We start from the raw sequence: 19,098 nt of genomic DNA, 5'->3' as shown, positions 1-19,098 counted from the left end.
AGGGTCAAGCGCACGGCACTCCCTGGCCTTCTACAGCAACAGCGCGGCGGCCGCGATGGCCGACCCGAGCAGCACAGCGATGTCGAAGCGGTATTGGCTGATGCGGCGGACGGTCGCGTATCCGAGGATTCCGCCCAGCAGGATGAGCGGCGCGAGCAGCCCGGCGCGTCCCACGTCGGCCCAGTGCATGAGCCCAAGACCCACCGAGAACGGCACCTTCACCAGGTTCACGATCAGGAAGAACCAGGCATTGGTGCCGATGAACCGTCGCTTGTCGATCCCGGAAGCAGACAGGTAGAGGGTCATCACCGCGCCTGCGGCGTTGGCCGTCATCGTGGCGAAACCCGCGCCTATCCCTGCGGTCCATGCGGCGGCTCGATGTTCGTGGGCGGTGGAGGCGGATGCCAGGCTGCGCCACTTGACCAACAACTGAACCACGAGGAGCGCGAGCAGGACCGCGCCGATGCTCCGACGCAGGACGCTGTCCGACACGACTTGGAGGAAGAGCGCGCCGAGTACGAGTCCAGGGAGCACCGCAGGGAGCAACCGGCGGATCAGTGACCAGTCGGCGTCGTGGCGGTAATGCCATACCGCGACCAGGTCGCCCACGATGAGCAGCACCAGGATGGCAGCGGTGGACTCCTTAGCGGGCAGGATCGTCGCGAAGATCGCGATGGAGATCACGGCGAGGCCGCCCAGGGCCGTCTTGGAGAAACCGATGATGACCGCGGCCAGCGCCATGAGGAGCACGGTGCCCAGCGAACCGCCGAGCAGTTCAAGCACGGTGACCTCCGGCGGTCAGGACGGGCCCCCAGGCGTGCGATACGCCGTGACGATGCCGCTGTCCGGCTCGAAGCCCGCGCGGCGATAGACGCGTCCAGCCGGGTTGGTTGCCTCCGTCACGATGACCCATTGGTCGCAGCCGTGATCGCCCGCCCACCTGGCGGCGACCCCCAGCAGGTGGGAGGCGAGCCCGCGTCCTCGGTGCTCCTCGTCCGTGCCGACGGCTTGATACCTGGCGACAGCGCCACACCGGACGATGCCGAGTTCAGCGACCAGGGCGTCGTCCGCGAACGCTCCAAACCAGGCCCCGACCTCCCGCGCGGAGAGATCTCGCCGCGTCTCCGCCTCTGCCCTCACAAAACGCTCGAAGCCTTGCGCTTCTTGCTCGCCGGTGCGCTGGTTCTCCGCGATGCTGCGCGCGACCGAGAGTTCCCAGTCATCGCGGTCGAACCGGCGCACCGCGTACCCAGGGGGAAGCGGCGCCTCGTAGGGGAGGGTGGCAGTGGAAAGCACCTCGTCCAACTCCACCTCAAGCCTATGCGCGGGCCAAGCGTCGGCGTCGTCCGGCATGCGATTCAACCCAATCGCCACCCACCCGGCGTCGGGAAAGGCCGTCCGGAACGTCGTGACCCAGCGGTCGGCGTCGTTCACCGCGGTGGTATCCGTGACGAACACAGAGTTGCCCCAGTGGAAGTCGGGGTTCTGGGGACTTCGCACCACCAGGTGGTCGCCACGATCGTCGATGACCGAGCCGGAGTGCTCGAGAACGGCGAGGTCCGTGGCCCAACCGGGCGAGAGTTCGCGCATGACGCCGATGCTAGCGAACGGCGCGAGCGCGATCTGGCGTGCCCGGCCGGTCGCGAGGGCTGTTCAGCGGCGGGCGTCAGCGACGGGGGTCGATGTGGAACTTGGGCCCAGGCCCGGCGCCCGGTGGCCTTTCGCCCGCGAGAATGGCAGCGGTCGCGTCGAGCCCCACCGTGGCGGCGACGAGCGGCCGCGGGTCCACGACTCCGGTCGCGTAGAGGTCGGCCGTTTCCTCAAGCCCCCCGGACGCAGACAGGACGCCGACCATCGTGACGTCGGCCAATGCCACGTCCCGGGTGTCGATGAGGCTTGGCTCTCCCGCAATTCCGACGAGCACGATGCGGCCACCAGGTTCAACGAGGTCCAAGGCAAGCGGCGGCGAGTCTTTGCTGTTGGACGCATCCACGACGGCTTGGAACGCGTGAGTGCGATCAAGGCCTTCAAGGGTGGTGGCGTGTCCGAAACCGAGGCTGCGTGCGAACTCCAAAGAGCGCTCGGAGCGGCCCACGATATGCACATCGGCGCCTTCTGCCTGAGCAATCTGAGCGACAAGCAACCCGATAGTGCCGGCGCCAATGATCAGCACGGAGTTGCCTGCGCGCAGATTCGCTCCTCGAACGGAGCGCAGCGCGTTGCCACCGGGTTCCACGAGCGCACCCAGCGCGGGGTCCATGTCCTCCGGCAGGGCGACCAGCGCGGTAGTGGGGACGGTGAGTCGTTCTGCGAGGGCTCCCGGCCAGCCGTGGCGGATGCCGATTTCGTGGCGATCGCGGCACAGGTGTTGGCGTCCGCTCAGGCACAGGCGACACGCACGGCACCCGAGCATCGTGTCGCCGGTGACGCGGCGTCCAATCCAGAAGGCGTCGCGTTCCGTGCCCACTGCGACAACCCGCCCGCACCACTCGTGACCGATACGGATCGGGAAAGAGGCATCGCCAGTGACCAGATACGCCATGTCTCCGCGATAGAACTCCATGTCGGTGCCGCAGACTCCCACGCGGTCAACCTCGACCACGACTTGGCCCGGCTCGGCGACTGGCTCAGGGACGTCAGTGACGGCGCCGGCTCCTGGTCCGGTGATGACGAAGGCGCGCATGAGGCGATGCTACTGGCGCGCTAGCGTGGGATGAGTGCCACCTGACCTCGAGGAGAACGCGTGACCCAGATCGACTTGACCGGTATCGACGTCGACTCCGCGCGGCCTGCGCTCGTGACCGGGGCTACCGGCTATGTGGCCGGGTGGATCGTGAAGGCCCTGCTTGACGCGGGGGCGACGGTGCACGCTGCAGTCCGCAACCCGGACGACGCGGCGAAGGTTGCGCACCTCACGGCCGCCGCCGAGGCCGCACCGGGCGCGCTAAAGCTCTTCGCGGGGGACCTCACCGAACCAGGCTCGTACGCCGACGCGATGGCCGGCTGTGGCGTCGTGTTCCACACGGCTTCGCCGTTCTCCCGCAAGGTGAAGGACCCGCAGCGAGACCTGGTGGAGCCCGCCGTGGGTGGCACGCGCGACGTGCTCGAGACCGCGTCCGCCACCGCCTCGGTTTCGCGCGTGGTGGTCACCAGCTCGTGTGCGGCGATCTACACGGACGCGGCTGAATGCGCCGCCGCGCCTGGCGGGACGCTCACCGAGGACATCTGGAACACCACTGCCTCACTCGATTACGAGCCCTACAACCTCTCCAAGACGGAGGCCGAGCGCGAGGCGTGGCGCATCGCGGACGCCCAGGATCGCTGGCGCCTCGTCGTCATCAACCCCTCCCTGGTGATCGGGCCGTCGCTGCAGCCGCGCCCCACGTCGGAGAGCTTCGCCATCATGCGCCAACTGATCGGCGGGCAAATGCGGTTTGGGGCGCCGCGCGTGGCGCTCGGCGTGGTGGACGTGCGCGACCTTGCGAGGGCGCATCTTGCTGCCGGGTTCCTGCCCGATGCTGCGGGCAGGCACATCGTCTCGGGCCACAGCACGCACACCCTGGAGATGGGGACGACGCTGCGCGAGCACTTCGGTTCCGCACTGCCGCTGCCGCGAAACGCGATGCCCAAGTGGTTCCTGTGGCTGATCGCTCCCGCGTTGGGCATCAGCAGGCGCTATGTGGCTGGCAACGTGAATCACACGTTTGTGGCGGACAACTCGAAGTCTCTTCAAGCGCTTGGCGTGACCTACCGCCCCCTGAAGGAGTCGCTCGTGGACATGGTGGAGCAGATGCTGGGGGACCCGCCGCGCGCCACGTGACTCAGGGCCCGGGTCCGACGTCCCGGGCATGGAACAATCGCCCCGTGACGACAACGGCGCCTCGCTCCTCAGACACCTCCGCCACCGACCTGGCCGGCGCGCTGCACGCCGCCATCAAGGGTGAAGTGGACGCCTCCGCGCGTCGCCGCGCCGAATACAGCTCCGACGCGTCGAACTACCGCGTCGTACCCCAGGTCGTGGTCTACCCGCGCGATGCCGACGATGTCATCGCCGTACACCGCATCGCTCGCGAGACCGGCGTCCCCCTGACGATGCGCGGCGGCGGCACGTCCGTCGCAGGCAACTCGATCGGCCCAGGCATCGTCCTGGACACGAGCCGCCACATGAACCAGATCCTGGACATCGACCTCGAGGCCAAGACGGCCCGCGTGCAGCCAGGCGTGGTGCTGTCGACCCTGCAGGAGCAACTCGCGCCGAACGGCCTGCGCTTCGGCCCAGACCCCTCGACCTCGAACCGTGCGACCTTCGGCGGCATGATCGGCAACAACGCGTGCGGCCCCCACGCCGTCGCGTTTGGCAAGACCTCGGACAACGTAGCCTCGCTCGACCTCATCGACGGTGCAGGGCGCCGCTTCACCGCGCGTCCAGGCGGCAACGGCGCGGTGCCCGGTCTCGATGAGTTGGTGTCCGCCAACCTGAGCCTCATCCGCACCGAGTTCGGCCGCTTCGGCCGCCAGGTGTCCGGCTACAGCCTCGAACACCTGCTGCCAGAGAACGGAGCACACGTCGCCAGGTTCCTCGCGGGCTCAGAGGGCACTCTCGCCACCATTCTCGAGGCCACCGTCAACCTGGTAGACGTGCCCAAGGCCCGCCTCATGGGCGTGTTCGCCTACACCGACATGGCGTCCGCGGCCGACGCCGTCGTGCCGATGCTCGCCCACAAGCCGCAAGCGATCGAGGGCTTGGATGCCCGCCTGGTGGCGCGGGTTGCCGGCGCCAAGGGCAATCAGGGCGTGCCGGACCTTCCCGACGGAGCGGGCTGGCTGTTCGTCGAGATGGGCGCGGACACCGCCGACGAGGTGGAAGAGGCGATGGCGGCACTCGCGGCCGACGCTGGCACGGGTACGTATCGCATCATCCGTGACCCTGCCGAGACGGTGAGACTGTGGGCCATTCGCGCCGACGGCGCCGGGCTTTCCGGCCGCAGCGCCGACGGCGCCGAGTGCTGGCCCGGCTGGGAGGACGCGGCGGTGCCGCCGGAGAACCTCGGCGCCTACTTGCGCGAGTTCGACGGGGTGATGGAGCGCCACGGCGTCACTGGCCAGCCGTTCGGTCACTTTGGAGATGGCTGCATTCACGTGCGCCTTGACATCCCGTTGCAGCGCGACGGCGCCCCCTTGAGGGCCTTCATGGAGGACGCGGCGGCGTTGGTGGCGCGCCATGGCGGTTCGCTCAGTGGTGAGCACGGCGACGGTCGCGCGCGCTCGGAACTGCTGCCCGCCATGTACAGCGCAGAAGCGATCGCCCTGTTCGGCCAAATCAAAGCCCTCTTCGATCCGGAGGGCCTGCTGAACCCAGGTGTCATGGTCGACCCGGCGCCGCTCGACCGCGATCTTCGCCGACCGTCGGCGCCCCGCACCCCCGGCGTCGGCCACGCCTTCACGCACGACCACGGCGACCTGACAGAGGCGGTGCACCGCTGCACCGGCGTAGGCAAATGCCGCGCCGACGCCATCACCCAGAGTTCCGGCTTCATGTGCCCCAGCTACGCCGCCACGGGGGACGAGAAGGACGTGACGCGCGGCCGCGCGAGGGTGCTGCAGGACGCGATCAACGGCAACCTCATTGGTGGGCTCACTGCGCCAGAGGTGCGTGAAAGCCTCGACCTGTGCCTCAGTTGCAAGGCGTGCAGTGCGGACTGCCCCAGCGGCGTGGACATGGCCGCCTACAAGTCGGAGGCGCTGTACCGCACCTACAAGGGCAAGTTCCGCCCCATGGGCCACTACTCGATCGGGTGGCTGCCGCTGTGGATGAAGTTCATCGGCTGGGTGCCGTGGCTGGTCAACGGTGTGATGAGCGTCGGCTGGTTGCGCCGCCTGATCCTGCCGATTGCCGGCCTGGACAAGCGCCGGTCGCTGCCGAGGTTTGCGGCGAAGCCGTTCCACCGCTCCGAGTTTGCGAAGTCTCGCAAGGCAGGCAAGGCGCTGGCGGTGCCTGCGGCCGACGCTACCGAGGCACCTGCCGACGGCCCCGAAGCGTCGTCCGATATCCGCGGCAACACCGTCGTGCTGTGGGCAGACTCCTTCACCGACGGCCTCAGCCCCGAGGTGCCAGAAGCGATCGTGCGCGTGCTCGAGGACGCCGGACTGCGCGTCCTAGTGACGGCGGGCGACGCGTGCTGCGGCGTCACCTGGATCTCCACCGGCCAACTCGACGGCGCCAAGAAGCACCTGGACCACCTGTTGAGCGTGCTCGGTCCGTTTGCGGTGAACGGCATCCCGATCATCGGTGTGGAGCCCTCGTGCACCGCGGTGCTGCGCGGCGACCTCGTGGAGTTACTGCCGGCCGACCCGCGCGCGCACGCCGTTGCGGCCGCGACGTTTACCCTGGCAGAGGTGCTCACCGGACGCGCCCCCGTGAAGCCCCGTGCCGGCTGGCAAGTGCCGAGCCTCGAGGACGTCACCGCGGTGGTCCAGCCTCACTGCCACCAGTACTCGGTCATGGGTTACACCGCTGATCGCGACCTGCTGGCCCGTGCCGGGGCCACAGTCACCGAGGCCTCCGGCTGCTGCGGACTCGCGGGCAACTGGGGTTACGAGAAGGGCCACTACGACGTCTCGCGCCAGATCGCGGAGAACTCGCTGCTGCCAGCCTTGCGCGCGGCTGGCCTTGCCACGGACGACGCTGGGGTTGGGGGCGCCGAGGCTCCTGAGGGCGTCGTCTACCTGGCCGATGGCGTGAGCTGCCGGACCCAGGCTGACGCGTTTGCTGGCGTGCGGGGACTGCACCTCGCGCAAGTGCTCGCGGAGCGCCTCAAGCCGTAGGCATGGCTTAGCGGCCAAGCGCTGATGCACATGGCCGCAGCGCCGCGTCCTAGCCGACGGTGACTGTGACCTCGTTGACGCCGGTGGCCGTCGCGTCGACCGCCGCTGTGGCGTCGGCCGTGGTCAGCGCGTACGTGCCCGCCACGCCGTCGATTACCAGGCGGCCAGCGTCGTCCGTCTTCACTGTGGTGGGGGACATCCACCACTCGCCCTTGATCAGGTCGTGCAGCGCGTTGTAGGCGGGCTTGGGAGTACCGTCCAGGCGCACCAGGCCGGAGGGGGCGCCAAGCCAGGCACCTTCGTCGGCGAGGCCCCAGTACGTCAGCGACTCGGTGGCAGGGTGCGCGAACACGTTGCGGTAGTGGCTCACCATCTCCTGAGCCTGACGCTCCTCGCCCTCTGGCGTGGACGGCCAGGAGTCCACCTGGTAATCGTTGAGATCGACGATGTGCGGCGGCATGATCTCGCCTGACAGCAGCGTGGTCTCCGTCATCTGCAGCGGTAGGCCGAAGCGGCCAAAGCGATCGAGGATTGCGGTGATGGCCTCGTCTCCGCGGTAACCCTGGTGCATGTGGGTCTGCACGCCGAGCGCGTCGATCTGGATCCCGGCGTCAAGGCACCGCTCGATGAGGTCTTCGTAGTCGGCGCTCAGGTCGAAGTCGTTGAGCACGAACCGGCCGTTTGGGTTTGCGGCGTGGGCCTCTTCGAACGCCATGCGCACCATCTCCACCTGGCCCTTGGACTGCGCGAGGTGCGTGACGGCGTTCTCCTCGGCTGTGAACACGGGCAGGATCACGGCCTCGTTGATCGCGTCCCACAGGTCGATGACCCCGGCAAAGGCCCCGGCATCGCGGCGGATGCGGGCGCGGATGGTCGCCTCCACCTCGGCATCGGACTTGTCCATGAGCCACTGCGGCGCGAGCGTGTGCCACACCAGCGGGTGGCCCTTGATGGTCGCGCCGCGCTCGGCGAACCAACGCGCGGTCTTCATGAGCCGCTCCGTGTCGGGGTGGCCCTCCTGGGGCTCAAAGCCGCGCCAGTAGAACGGCAGCGTCACGTGGTTGTACAAGCCCCACCACAGGGGTTCCAGGTGCTCGGCGCTTGACGGCTTGGCGCCGCCAAAGTGGCTGGCAGGGTCGGCAACGGTCTCGCCGTTGACGTAGCCCACAAAGTCGAAACCGATGTTGCCAAAGCCGAAGGCGTGGCGGGTCTGCTCGACGGTGACCTCGCGGCCTGCGAGCGGGTTGCCTGCGCCATCCACCAGGGTCACGGTGGTGGAGGTGGTGCGATGGGCGAAAACGTTATCGACGGAATGGCTGGCGGTGTTCATGGCGAGAGGGTTCCGATTCTGGTTCAGGGAGAGGCAGGCAAAAGGGCGGCTGCTTCTATCGTATGGGCGGCGGATCACGGGAGGGCTACCGCCGCACCGCGTCCACCCTCGCCAGCAGCCCTTCGACGAGCGCATTGAGCGCCGTCGACTCGACCAAGAAGCCGTCGTGACCCACGTCAGAATGCAAGAGGTCGACGCCGTCGCAGCCGGGTAGGGCGTCGGCCAACTCTTGGGAGTGCGACAGCGGGTAGAGCCGGTCAGAATCCACCGCGGCAACGAGCGCCGGCCCAGTGAAGCCAGCGAGCGCCGCCTCGATGCCGCCACGCCCACGCCCCACATCGTGCGTGTTAATCGCGTGGACGATGCGCAGGTACGTGTTCGCGTCAAAGCGCCTGGCGAGCTTCTCCGCGTGGTGGGACAGATAGGACTCGATCGCGTACTGCCCTGCCCCGGGTTGGCCGGGGGCGCGCAACACGTTCCCTGCCACACCGTCGTCGTCCGGCTGGACCGTGCGGCCAAAGCGAGCATGTAGCTCCGGCTCCGAGCGGTACGTGGTGTGCGCGATCATGCGCGCGATGCCAAGGCCAACGTGCGGTCCCTCGCCGTCGGCAGCGTCGTAATAGTCGCCGCCGGCAAACCGCGCGTCGGCGCGAATGGCCGCGGACTGGGCCGCTCCCCAGGCGATCTGCTCGGCCGTGGTCGCGGCCGTGGTGCCGACGGCGGCGATGGAGCGCACGCGGTCGGGGTGCTGCGCCGCCCACTCCAGTGTCCGCATGCCGCCCATCGACGGGCCCAGCATGAGCAGCCAGGAATCGATCCCCAACGCGTCGGTGAGGCGCACCTCCGCCTCGACCATGTCGCGCAGCGTCGGCCATGGAAAGCGAGAACCCCACGGACGGCCGTCCATGGGGTAGGGGTGTGCGGGGCCGGTGGTGCCCTGACAGCCGCCGACGATGTTGGCGGAGACGATGAAGTGGCGAGTGGGGTCGAGGGGGCGGCCGGGCCCGATGAGCGAGTTCCACCAGCCGCCCGTGAGGTGGCCGGGGCCAGCGTGCCCGTACGCGTGGCTGTCGCCCGACAGGGCGTGGGAGACATAGATCGCGTTGTCCCGCGCCTCGTTGAGTTCGCCCCACGTCTCGTAGGCGAGCGTCACGTCCGGCAGGATGCGCATCGGGTCGGCCTCGAGCGGCAGGTCGCCGATGCGTCGGAACTGGCGCTCGCCAGGGTGGTCTCCAGGGCGCCACGCCCCCGACGCCGGTACCGGCGTCGGGGGAGCGTCAACCCATTCGGAGGCGTCGTCGTCCATGGGACTCCTTCAGCCCTTCCTGTGTCTCTCGATCCGGCCTTTAGGCGTTGGCCGCGACGGTTGAGGTGGCAGCCCCTTCGCGCAAGGCTGCGGCCGCGGCAAAGCCCTTCTCCAGGTCGGCCAGGATGTCGACGATGTTCTCCAGACCCACCGACAGTCGCACCAGCCCGGGTGTGACGCCGGCGCTCGACTGCTCGGCCTCCGTCAACTGCGAGTGCGTGGTGGTCGCGGGGTGAATCGCGAGCGAGCGCACGTCGCCAATGTTGGCCACGAGTGAGTGCAACTCGAGCGCGTCCACGAAGGCCTGGCCAGCGTCGGCGCCGCCCGCAATCTCGAAGGCGAGCACCGAGCCGCCGCCCTTGGGCGCGTACTTGAGCTGCAACTGGTGCCACGGCGAGGAGGCCAGACCGGAGTACGCGACGCTTTCCACGTCGTCACGGCCCTCCAGGAAGTCCGCGACCTTGACGGCGTTCTCCACGTGGCGCTCGACGCGCAGGCTCAGGGTCTCGATGCCCTGTGCGATGAGGAAGGCGTTGAAAGGCGACACGGCGGGCCCGAGGTCGCGCAGCAACTGCACGCGCGCCTTGAGAATGAACGCGAGGTTCGCGCCAAGCGCAGAGCCGACGCCAAGGTCCTTGGCGTACGTCAGGCCGTTGTAGCTGGGGTCGGGAGTGTTGTACTGCGGGAAGCGCTCGGGGTCTTGCGCGTAGTCGAAGGTGCCGCCGTCGACGATCAAGCCGCCGATCGCGGTGCCGTGGCCGCCCAAGTACTTGGTGGCCGAGTGGGTGACAATGTCGGCACCCCACTTGAGCGGCTGCACCAGGTAGGGAGAGGCCACCGTGTTGTCCACGATGAGGGGGACGCCCGTCTCGTGGGCGACGGCCGCAATGGCCTCGATGTCGAGCACGTCCTGCTTGGGGTTGGAGATCGACTCGCCAAAGAACGCCTTGGTGTTGGGCTTCACGGCCGCGCGCCACGACTCCGGGTCGTCGGGGTTCTCGACAAAGCTGACCTCGATGCCGTATTTGGGCAGCGTGTAGTGGAACAGGTTGTAGGTGCCCCCGTAGAGCGACGGGGAGGAGACGATGTGGTCGCCAGCCTCCGCGAGGTTCTGGATGGCGAGCGCGTTCGCGGCGGAGCCGGAGGCGACCAGCAAGGCCGCGACTCCGCCCTCGAGCGCGGCCACGCGCTGCTCGACGGCATCCTGCGTGGGATTGCCGATGCGCGTGTAGATGGGGCCGAGCTCAGCGAGCGCAAAGCGCGCCGCAGCCTGGGTGGTGTCCTCGAACACGAACGAGGTGGTCTGGTAGATCGGCAGTGCACGGGCGCCCGTGGTGGGGTCGGGCACCTGGCCGGCGTGGATCTGCTGTGTTTCGAAGGCCCATTCGGTGGTCATGTCAGCTCCTGATTTGCGTGGGGTGGGGATGGGGGATGGGATGTTCCATGACCGGCCACCGCCGGGAGCTGCTCCGGCCGCCTACGTTCAGGTTGCCGCCAGTCCCGCGACCGTGACAGGTCTGCGGATAAGCGACACGTGGGGAGTGGGCCCGCGGGAGGTTCTTCGCTCGCGACTCAAGGTTGCGAGCGGGACGCCCTGTGCGGGCGCACGCCAAACGTGCGCTTGACTAGCGACACATTCGGCGGAACATGGCTCGTACTCTAGGGTCGCGCGCCGCGAATTGGCAAGTCTCGCCCTGCAGATGGCTCCATTCGTACCGCCCTCAGCCCCGCGCGACCCCGAATGGCTCCATCTGTACCGTGGCGGGCGCTACCAGTCGGCGGGGTAGTGGACGGGGCTGGGCCCGCGCCCCCGGCACTGCGAACCGTTTCTGCGGCCGACGCGCCGGTTGGGGCTCCTCCCGGGGCGCAGGCGTCGGCGTGTCGCAAGACCAGACGGTTCGCACCGTCTGCCTCGAGGCGTCACGCGACGAACGCCCGACTACAGACCCGACTCAAACTCCGCGATGAACGCGTTGAGTTGGCCTGACTCCACGAGGAATCCGTCGTGCCCCACGGGCGAGTGAACCACCTTCACGCCCGACGATCCTGACAACCCTCGGTCCAGCAACTGCGAGTTCTTGAGCGGATAGAGGCGATCGGAGTCCACGGCCACCACCAGGGCCGGACCGGTGTATCGAGCCAAGGCCGTCTCGACTCCGCCTCGTCCGCGCCCCACGTCATGCGACTGAATCGCTTGCACGAGCCGGATATAGGTATTGGCGTCGAAGCGTCGCGCGAGCTTGCGTCCGTGGTGCTCAAGATAGGACTGCACGGCGAACAGTCCGCCCTTGCCGATCGGGTCCCCTTCGCCTTGGAACGAGCGCCCGAAGCGCTCGCCCAACTCGTCCTCTGAACGATAGGTGGTGTGCGCGATCATGCGCGCGATCCCCAGGCCCACGTGAGGTCCGTCGCCGTCGGCCGCGTCGTAGTAATCCCCGCCGCGAAACTTGGGATCGGCTTTGACCGCCGCGATTTGCGACGTCGACCACGCGATCTGGTCGGCCGTCGTCGCTGCGGCGGAGCCCACTGGCGCGATGGCTCCCACCCGGTCCGGCACCGTGACGGCCCACTCGATGGCGCGCATTCCGCCCATCGACGGACCTGTGATGAGTCGCCAGCGCTCGATGCCCAAGTGGTCCGCGAGCGCAATCTCAGCGGAGACCATGTCGCGAATCGTGACGTAAGGGAACCGCGACCCCCATGGCAACCCGTCGTCAGGATGCGCCGACGCTGGTCCCGTCGATCCCTGACAGCCGCCTATCACATTGGCCGAGACGACGAAGTGGCGGTCAGGATCGATCGGCCGGCCGGGCCCGACCATCGCGTTCCACCAGCCGCCAGTGTGGTGACCCGGCTCTGAAGGCCCCCACACGTGGCTGTCTCCCGTGAGTGCGTGTGCCACGTAGATCGCGTTGTCGCCCGCCGAGTTGAGTTCGCCCCAGGTCTCGTAGGCCAGCGTCGCTCCTGGCAGCGTCCCCATCGGATCCGCCTCGAGCGGCAGGTCGCCTAGCGCGAGAAACTGACGACGGCCGGGGTGGTCTCCCTCCCGCCAAGCGGCGCTCGCGGGCAAGGGCGCATCGGCGGCCGGACCCTCGTCCGCCGCCCATGCATCTGTCTCAATGCCGTCGTCATCCATGCCGAGACCACCTTAGGGCAGCAATCGCCGTGGGTCCCGGTGCGCGACGGTTCAAGTCACCGCGTGGTCGCGCCGATAAGCAGTGCAGGCGCGTGGAACTTGCCACAGGGCTCTTTCGCGGCGTCTTGCATCCCGTCTACCATCTCCAAGGATCGGGCAAAGGAGTACTTCACGTGACACATCGGCTCTTTGGGCGCTGGGCGCACCCCGTGGTGCTGGCTCTTGCCATCGCCTTTGTAGCAGCAGGGGTCGTCGCTGTTTCGCCGCGCACCGCCGATGCCGACACGTACCCAGGACTTGCAGAGATCGCCGCCGCGAAGGCGGCCGTCGCCGACGCAGCAACATCCGTCGCAGAACTTGACGCCGCGGTCGCCCAGTTGGAGAAGGCCCGCGCCGACGCTCAGAACGCTGCGTTGTTGGCGGCAGACGTCTACCTGGAAGCACAGGAAATTGCCGAACGCGCCAAGGCCCAGGCCGACGCCGCCGCCACGAGGGCTGACGACGCCGCGGTTGAGTTGGATCAGGCACGCTCGGACCTTGGTGCTGTCGCCATGGAGGCCTATCGCTCTGGCGGATCCTTCACCTCCCTTGAGGCGATCCTCGAGGCCGACGGTTTCGACGACGTGGTCGCGCGTTCTGAGGACTACAGCCGTGCCGCGGCAGAGGTCGACTCCGTGGTGCAGCAGGTGCGTGCCACCGAAGTGGTCGCCGGCACCATGAGCGACTTCGCGGCCGACGCTGCCACCGAGGCGGCCGAGACCGCGGAAGCCGCCGCCGCCGCCTTGGCGAAGGCGGAGGACGCGCAGCGAGTGGCCGAGCAGGCCGTCGCCGACGCGCAGGCCACCCACGAAGCCGCGGTCGAACGCCTCGCGTCGCTCCAGAACACCACCGTGCAACTCGAGCAGCAACGCCAAGATGGTCTTGCGGCAGCGCGGGCTCAGCGTGAGCGGGATGCTCTCGCGCAAGCCGTTGCCGACGCCGCGCAGCAGCCGTCGACGCCCGACCCCACGAGCCCCCCTGCCACCAACCCGCCAGCCACGAATCCTCCGGCCACCACCCCGCCAGCGACGACTCCGCCGCCGACCACGCCGCCCCCAGGTGAAGCGTCGGGCGCATGGAGCTCAACCGCGGCGCAGGGCCAGGGAGCCGCCGACCACTCCCTCACGCTCATGGGCGCGCCTTACCAACTCGGTGGCAACGGCCCCAGTTATGACTGCTCGGGCATCACCTACGCCGCATGGCGTTCACAGGGAGTCACCCTGCCGCGCAGTTCTCGGACCCAGTACGCCGCCGTGGCGCACGTGCCGTTGACGGAGCTGCGCCCTGGCGACCTGGTGTTCTACGGCACCAACCGCGACCCGGCCCTGATCTACCACGTGGCGATCTACCTGGGCAATGGCAAGGTGGCGGAGGCGACGTCTCCCGGCAATCCGTCTCAGGTGAGGTCATTCGACGCCTCGTGGCGCGTCGGTAACCTCATGCCGGTGGCGGGGCGACCCTAAGCGTCGTCCGCAGCGGGACCGCTCTAGGGGGTGGTCTTCACGTCCGAGACTGCGCTGTGCCAACCGCGCGCTTCCGACCGCGCGGACGGCAACGCGCTCACGGGCCGGCTAGGGCTAGTGAGGCGGCGGAACCAGCGGGTTGTGGTGCTCGAAGGGAGTGCCCTTGGCTCGCTCGAACGACGCCGTGATCTCGGCCTCTGCCTCTTCGCGACCCACCCAGTGGGCGCCTTCGACCGACTTGCCCGGCTCGAGGTCCTTGTAGACCTCGAAGAAGTGCTGGACCTCAAGGCGGTGGAAGTCGGAGACGTCGGCGATCTCTTGACGCCAGGCGGCGCGCTGGTCGGCGACGGGCACGCACAGCACCTTATCATCGCCCCCCGCTTCGTCGCGCATGCGGAACATCCCGAGCGCGCGGCACCGGATCTGGCAGCCTGGGAAGGTCGCCTCTTCGAGCAGCACGAGCGCGTCGAGTGGGTCGCCGTCTTGGCCAAGCGTCCCGTCGATGAAGCCGTAATCATCGGGGTACCTGGTGGACGTGAACAGCATCCTGTCGAGCACGATGCGGCCCGTGTGGTGGTCCACCTCGTACTTGTTCCGTGATCCCTTGGGGATCTCGACGGTGACGTTGAATTCCATGCCACTTCCCGCGCGTAGAGTCTGATTGCTGGGCCCATAGTCTCATGCCGACGGGAGGTGACGCGTGCGGGCGCGAATATTGGTGGCCACCCTCGTGCCGCTGACCCTCGTCGTGGGGGCGGGCGGCTATGCCGTGGCCGATGCCGCCGACGTGGTGCCCGGGTGGATCACGACGTCCGTCCCGCAGGGCCCTCCTGCGGCGTTCGTTGAGGTGCCTTCCGTCGATGCGGCCGAGGCCCCTGGTACCAGCGTGTGGCCCCTGCTGGACGCGTCGGCGCTGCTACCTGACCCCACCGTCGTCCAGGGCCTGGCCCAGGCGCTCCGCGACGATCCGCGCACGGGAACGTCCGTCAATGTCTCCGTCACGGACCTCATCACCGGCGAGGTGCTTGCCGACGTGGACGCCGCGGACGGCCAAGTCCCTGCATCCACGACCAAACTGCTGACCGCGATCGCCGTGGTCAGCGCGCTCGGGCCCGACGCCACGCTCAAGACCGTCGCAACGTACAACGCTGTGCGCGGCGAGGTCGCCATCGTTGCGGGGGGCGACATGCTGCTGGCGGAAGACGGTGGCAACGGTAGTGACGCGGTCGGTTTCGCTGGCGTCGGCGATCTTGCCGACCAGGTGGCCGACGCGCTCAAAGACCAGGGCGTCTCGAGCGTCAAAGTCGCCTTCGATACGTCGTCCTTTCCAGGACCCGCCTTCCCGACCGAATGGCCCTCGTACGCACTGAACAGCGGTTACGCCGCACCCGTCACGGGACTGGCCATCAACGTCGGGAAGATGACCGACGACGACTACGCGAAGCGCTGGCCCGACCCTGCGGCGCGCACGGCTGACGTGTTTGCGGAGAGACTGCGCGAGCGCGGGATCACCGTGACGTCGGTCGCTGCCCGGTCGGGAGCTGCTGGCGCGCAAGTGGGCGTGGTCGAGTCGGCGCCACTTGGCTCAGTAGTCGAGTACATGCTTCACGAGTCGGACAACACGATCGCCGAGGTGCTGACCAGGGTGCTCGCCGTTCACGACGGCCGACGCGCGGTCGCCGACGAGGCGATGCTGTCCGTGCGGGCGGAGCTTGCAGAGCTTGGGGTCGATCTCGCTGGGCTCGAACTGTATGACGGTGCGGGCTTCTCGGTGCGCAACCGGATTCCGCCGCAAGTGCTGACGGGAACGTTGCGAGCGGCCGCGCTCGCGGACACCACTGGCGAAATACCAGGTTGGCTGGCGGAGGCCGGTCTGACCGGCACCCTCGAGGGCCGTTTCATCTCGACGCCGGGAGGCGGAGTCGTGCGGGCCAAGACTGGCTCGCTCACCGGCGTGACGGCGCTGTCTGGAATCGTGTTCACCGAGCAGGGCAGGCCGCTTGTGTTTGCCGTCTTGGCCGATGGAATGCCTTATGGTCAAGACCAACCGCGGGCCGCGATCGATGCCTTTGTCGACGCGCTGGCAGAATGTGGTTGTCGGCAGTGACCGACCTCGCCGAATCCGCCATGACAGACCTCCTGGGAGAAGTGTGACTGGACCTCATCCTGCCGTGGCGGCGACGCGCAATGCTGTGCGCGAGGCCCTCGATGGCATCGACATGGGGGCCAAGATCTGGGTGGCTTGCTCTGGCGGGCCAGATTCCCTCGCGCTGGCCGCGGCCGCGAGTTTCGTGGCCCGCAAGGAGGGGTTCCTCGTTGGCGCCATCGTCGTCGACCATGGCTTGTCTCCCGAGTCGGCCGTTGTCGCGGAGAAGGCGGTCGCTCAAGCGCGCAAGGCCGGGATCGTGACGGCGTTTGTGGAGAAGGTGATCGTGGGCCGCGAAGGCGGGCTTGAGGCTGCCGCACGGCGCGCGAGGTATGCCGCGCTCGATGCTCGCGCGGACCTGGAAGGCGGCCTCACCCCCCACATCCTGACCGGTCACACGATGGACGATCAGGCGGAGACGGTACTGCTCGCGCTCGCGCGTGGATCGGGGGCCAGGGCGCTTGCCGGGATGCCGGTCAAGCGCGGGCGCTATGTGCGGCCCTTTTTGTCGTTGCGACGCAAGGACACGGTGGCGGCGTGCGAGGCGCTCGGGCTCGAGCCATGGTTCGACCCCACGAACGAGCCCGATGGGGGTCCCCGGCGCTCGGCGCTGCGCGGGATCGTGATGCCCGCCTTGGTCGACGTCTTGGGGCCAGGTGTCATCTCGGGGCTCGCGCGCTCGGCCGCGATGCTGCAGTCGGACGCGGATGAGTTGGAGCGCCAGGCTCGCACCGCCATTCAGAACTCGGAGTCCAAGGTCGCAGGGGAGGAGTGGCGCTGCGACATGCTCGCGGCCCTGCCCGATGCCATCAGGACCCGCATGCTCAAAATGCTGGCAGAGAACAGCGGGGCGCGACCGCTCGCCGCTTCGCACGTGGCGGCGCTCGATCGGCTGGTCACCACGTATTCAGGACAGGGCGCGGTGTCGCTGCCAGGTGGCTTCGAGGCCCGGCGTGAATATGGCAGGCTGATCATCACGCACCCCCTCGAACGCTTCGATCAACCAGACCAGAACGGACCCGAAGAGTGAGCCCCGACTTCACCAAAGCCGCCTTCACCATGGATGACTTCAGCAGCGTCGTTGTCACCGAGAAGCAGATCAGCACCAGGCTCGACCAGATAGCCGCGCAGATTCGCGAAGACTACGAGGGCAAAGAGGTGTTGCTCGTTGGCGTCCTCAAGGGCGCCGTGATGGTGATGGCGGACCTCGCGCGCCGCCTCCCGCCCTACGTCCAGATGGACTGGATGGCGGTCTCCTCGTACGGCTCCGGCACACGGTCCTCCGGCGTGGTGCGCATCCTCAAGGACTTGGACGCCGACCTGACCGGCCGTCACGTGCTGATCGTGGAGGACATCATCGACACGGGCGTCACCTTGTCGTGGCTGCTGGGCAACCTGCGCTCGCGAGGGGCCGAGTCTGTCGAGGTTGCGACCCTGTTGCGCAAGCCTGACGCCGTTCAGGTGGAGATCGACGTCCGCTACATCGGCTTCGACATCCCGAACGACTTTGTGGTCGGCTACGGCCTCGACTGGGCGGAGAAGTACAGGACCTTGCCCTTCGTGGCGGTGCTCAAGCCGAGCGTCTACGCGGAGGACTGAGCCGCCTCCCGTCGTGGTCTCTGTCCGGCGCCGCCGGGCGCCGGCGGCCCCCATGGCTTGAACAGTTCTGACCGGGCGGCGGTGCGACGCGCCGTGGGCGTAGTCTCACGTCGGCGTGTCGGGGTCGCCAACGGTCACAACTCTCCACCCGGCGCGCACCGGGAGCACCGCCGCTCGCCATCTGGCAAGGACGCCGGAGCACAGCCGCCACGCAGCAAGCTGAGCCGCCGCCAACTACCTAGCCGAGCCGACGCGTCGTGCCCAGCCCCGGCCAGGCGACCGCTTCCCCTGGTCCTGGCGAGCGCGCGCGCGGCATCGGAGCCACAGAGCCGATGCTTGCGCCATGGCGGGCGCAGTAGGAATGGGGGATCTTGAGAGCGCGTTGGTCGAGCGCGGTGGCGCCGTGCGCTGGAAGACACTTGTCGAGCTCGGCTTCGCGCCGTCATCGCTCCAGCGTGCGGTCAATCGCGGAGCGGTGGAGCGTCCTGCGCGCGGAGTGGTCGCCGTGCAAGGGGCATCTCGAGATGCCATTGCCGTGGCTGCGCTGGGCGGGCGACTGACCTGCGTGTCGGCGCTGCGTCACCTGAAGGTGCCGCTGCGCGAGGATCCCGACCGAATTCACGTGGGCTTGGGAGTCGATCTTCACCGGGCCATAGCCTCGGAGGCGCTGCGCGACGTGGTGATCCACCGGTCGGTGCTGCTGTCTGACGCGAGTGGAGGGGCACATCGCCGCGGCGCCGGTCCCACGGGCGTCGCGACGGCGATACAGATTGCATCCGGCTGCCTGGGGCCACTTGATCACCTCATCGCCGTGGATGGTGCGTTGCGAATGAATCTGATTTCCCTGAAAGACCTGTGTTTCTCGAGGCCAAGCGCTACTGAAAGAGGGCTGTGGTTGGCTCGTCACTGCGACCCACGCGCCGAGTCGCTCCTGGAGACGGTGGCGAGATGGGCCCTGACCGACGCCGGGTATCTGGTCGACACTCAGGTCCCGATCCCAGGCGTGGGCCGAGTCGACTTGTTGGTGGAGAACTCGTTGGTGGTGGAACTCGATGGCAGGGAGCATCACCGAGACCGAGAGGCGTTCGCGGCAGACAGGCGCCGCGACCGGGCGTTGAACGCGTGGGGACTCCGAGTGTTGAGGTTCACGTACTCGGATGTGCTTCCGTCTGGCAGCCGAGTGGTGGAGGACGTGGGCGCTGTTCTCGGGGCTCGTTCGGCGCACGCCGCCATTCAGGGTCGCCAGCGGTGAAC

General features: G+C 68.2%; 15 protein-coding genes. 7 read left to right on the top strand and 8 right to left on the bottom strand.

Features of this window, described 5'->3' with window-relative positions; translation table 11 throughout:
* Window positions 1-30: 30 nt before the first annotated feature.
* From LGT36_RS09560 to LGT36_RS09550, 3 genes are all read right to left on the bottom strand, one after another.
* Window positions 31-783: a sulfite exporter TauE/SafE family protein gene (locus tag LGT36_RS09560; RefSeq protein ID WP_226096564.1), complete on the bottom strand. Its 753-nt coding sequence runs from the start codon at window positions 781-783 to the stop codon at window positions 31-33.
* Between the two features lie 15 nt (window positions 784-798).
* Window positions 799-1,590, bottom strand: a complete 792-nt coding sequence (locus LGT36_RS09555; protein ID WP_226096563.1) for a GNAT family N-acetyltransferase — start codon at window positions 1,588-1,590, stop codon at window positions 799-801.
* Between the two features lie 76 nt (window positions 1,591-1,666).
* Window positions 1,667-2,683 (bottom strand): zinc-binding dehydrogenase, encoded by a 1,017-nt coding sequence (locus tag LGT36_RS09550; protein ID WP_226096562.1) that lies wholly within the window; start codon window positions 2,681-2,683, stop codon window positions 1,667-1,669.
* 60 nt (window positions 2,684-2,743) lie between these two features.
* Between LGT36_RS09550 and LGT36_RS09545 the strand changes: the two genes are divergently transcribed.
* Window positions 2,744-3,820, top strand: a complete 1,077-nt coding sequence (locus tag LGT36_RS09545) for an NAD-dependent epimerase/dehydratase family protein (RefSeq protein ID WP_226096561.1) — start codon at window positions 2,744-2,746, stop codon at window positions 3,818-3,820.
* 44 nt (window positions 3,821-3,864) lie between these two features.
* Window positions 3,865-6,825 carry an FAD-binding and (Fe-S)-binding domain-containing protein gene (locus tag LGT36_RS09540; protein WP_226096560.1) on the top strand — a complete coding sequence of 987 codons (2,961 nt, stop codon included), beginning with the start codon at window positions 3,865-3,867 and terminating at the stop codon, window positions 6,823-6,825.
* A gap of 49 nt (window positions 6,826-6,874) precedes the next feature.
* Here the strand turns inward: LGT36_RS09540 and LGT36_RS09535 are convergent, their stop codons facing one another.
* From LGT36_RS09535 to LGT36_RS09520, 4 genes are all read right to left on the bottom strand, one after another.
* The gene (locus tag LGT36_RS09535; protein ID WP_226096559.1) at window positions 6,875-8,155 is read right to left on the bottom strand and encodes an endo-1,4-beta-xylanase; all 1,281 of its coding nucleotides are present in this window, start codon (window positions 8,153-8,155) and stop codon (window positions 6,875-6,877) included.
* Window positions 8,156-8,240: 85 nt separating this feature from the next.
* Window positions 8,241-9,461: a homoserine O-acetyltransferase gene (locus LGT36_RS09530; RefSeq protein ID WP_226096558.1), complete on the bottom strand. Its 1,221-nt coding sequence runs from the start codon at window positions 9,459-9,461 to the stop codon at window positions 8,241-8,243.
* Window positions 9,462-9,501: 40 nt separating this feature from the next.
* Window positions 9,502-10,857: a bifunctional o-acetylhomoserine/o-acetylserine sulfhydrylase gene (locus LGT36_RS09525; RefSeq protein ID WP_226096557.1), complete on the bottom strand. Its 1,356-nt coding sequence runs from the start codon at window positions 10,855-10,857 to the stop codon at window positions 9,502-9,504.
* A gap of 543 nt (window positions 10,858-11,400) precedes the next feature.
* On the bottom strand, window positions 11,401-12,597 hold the full coding sequence (locus LGT36_RS09520; RefSeq protein WP_226095230.1) for a homoserine O-acetyltransferase: 1,197 nt from the start codon (window positions 12,595-12,597) through the stop codon (window positions 11,401-11,403).
* Between the two features lie 173 nt (window positions 12,598-12,770).
* On the opposite strand from LGT36_RS09520, the gene LGT36_RS09515 reads away from it, so the two are divergent.
* Window positions 12,771-14,099: a C40 family peptidase gene (locus LGT36_RS09515; RefSeq protein ID WP_226095229.1), complete on the top strand. Its 1,329-nt coding sequence runs from the start codon at window positions 12,771-12,773 to the stop codon at window positions 14,097-14,099.
* Between the two features lie 114 nt (window positions 14,100-14,213).
* Here the strand turns inward: LGT36_RS09515 and LGT36_RS09510 are convergent, their stop codons facing one another.
* Window positions 14,214-14,735, bottom strand: coding sequence for an inorganic diphosphatase (locus tag LGT36_RS09510; RefSeq protein WP_226095228.1), 522 nt, complete (start codon window positions 14,733-14,735; stop codon window positions 14,214-14,216).
* Window positions 14,736-14,799: 64 nt separating this feature from the next.
* Between LGT36_RS09510 and dacB the strand changes: the two genes are divergently transcribed.
* The 4 genes from dacB (at window position 14,800) to LGT36_RS09490 (ending at window position 19,096) form a co-directional block, all read left to right on the top strand.
* Window positions 14,800-16,206, top strand: a complete 1,407-nt coding sequence (dacB, locus tag LGT36_RS09505; RefSeq protein ID WP_226095227.1) for a D-alanyl-D-alanine carboxypeptidase/D-alanyl-D-alanine-endopeptidase — start codon at window positions 14,800-14,802, stop codon at window positions 16,204-16,206.
* A 43-nt stretch (window positions 16,207-16,249) separates the two neighbouring features.
* Window positions 16,250-17,275: a tRNA lysidine(34) synthetase TilS gene (gene tilS / locus LGT36_RS09500; protein WP_226095226.1), complete on the top strand. Its 1,026-nt coding sequence runs from the start codon at window positions 16,250-16,252 to the stop codon at window positions 17,273-17,275.
* A 29-nt stretch (window positions 17,276-17,304) separates the two neighbouring features.
* Window positions 17,305-17,844: a hypoxanthine phosphoribosyltransferase gene (hpt, locus tag LGT36_RS09495; RefSeq protein WP_226095231.1), complete on the top strand. Its 540-nt coding sequence runs from the start codon at window positions 17,305-17,307 to the stop codon at window positions 17,842-17,844.
* A 343-nt stretch (window positions 17,845-18,187) separates the two neighbouring features.
* A complete protein-coding gene (locus LGT36_RS09490) occupies window positions 18,188-19,096 on the top strand; it encodes an endonuclease domain-containing protein (protein WP_226264642.1) in 909 nt (302 codons plus the stop codon).
* The last annotated feature ends 2 nt before the right edge of the window (window positions 19,097-19,098 follow it).

It is taken from the genome of Demequina sp. TMPB413 (assembly GCF_020447105.2).
In the GTDB taxonomy this organism is placed as follows: Bacteria; Actinomycetota; Actinomycetes; order Actinomycetales; family Demequinaceae; genus Demequina.
This window is presented reverse-complemented; position numbering and strand designations above follow the sequence as displayed.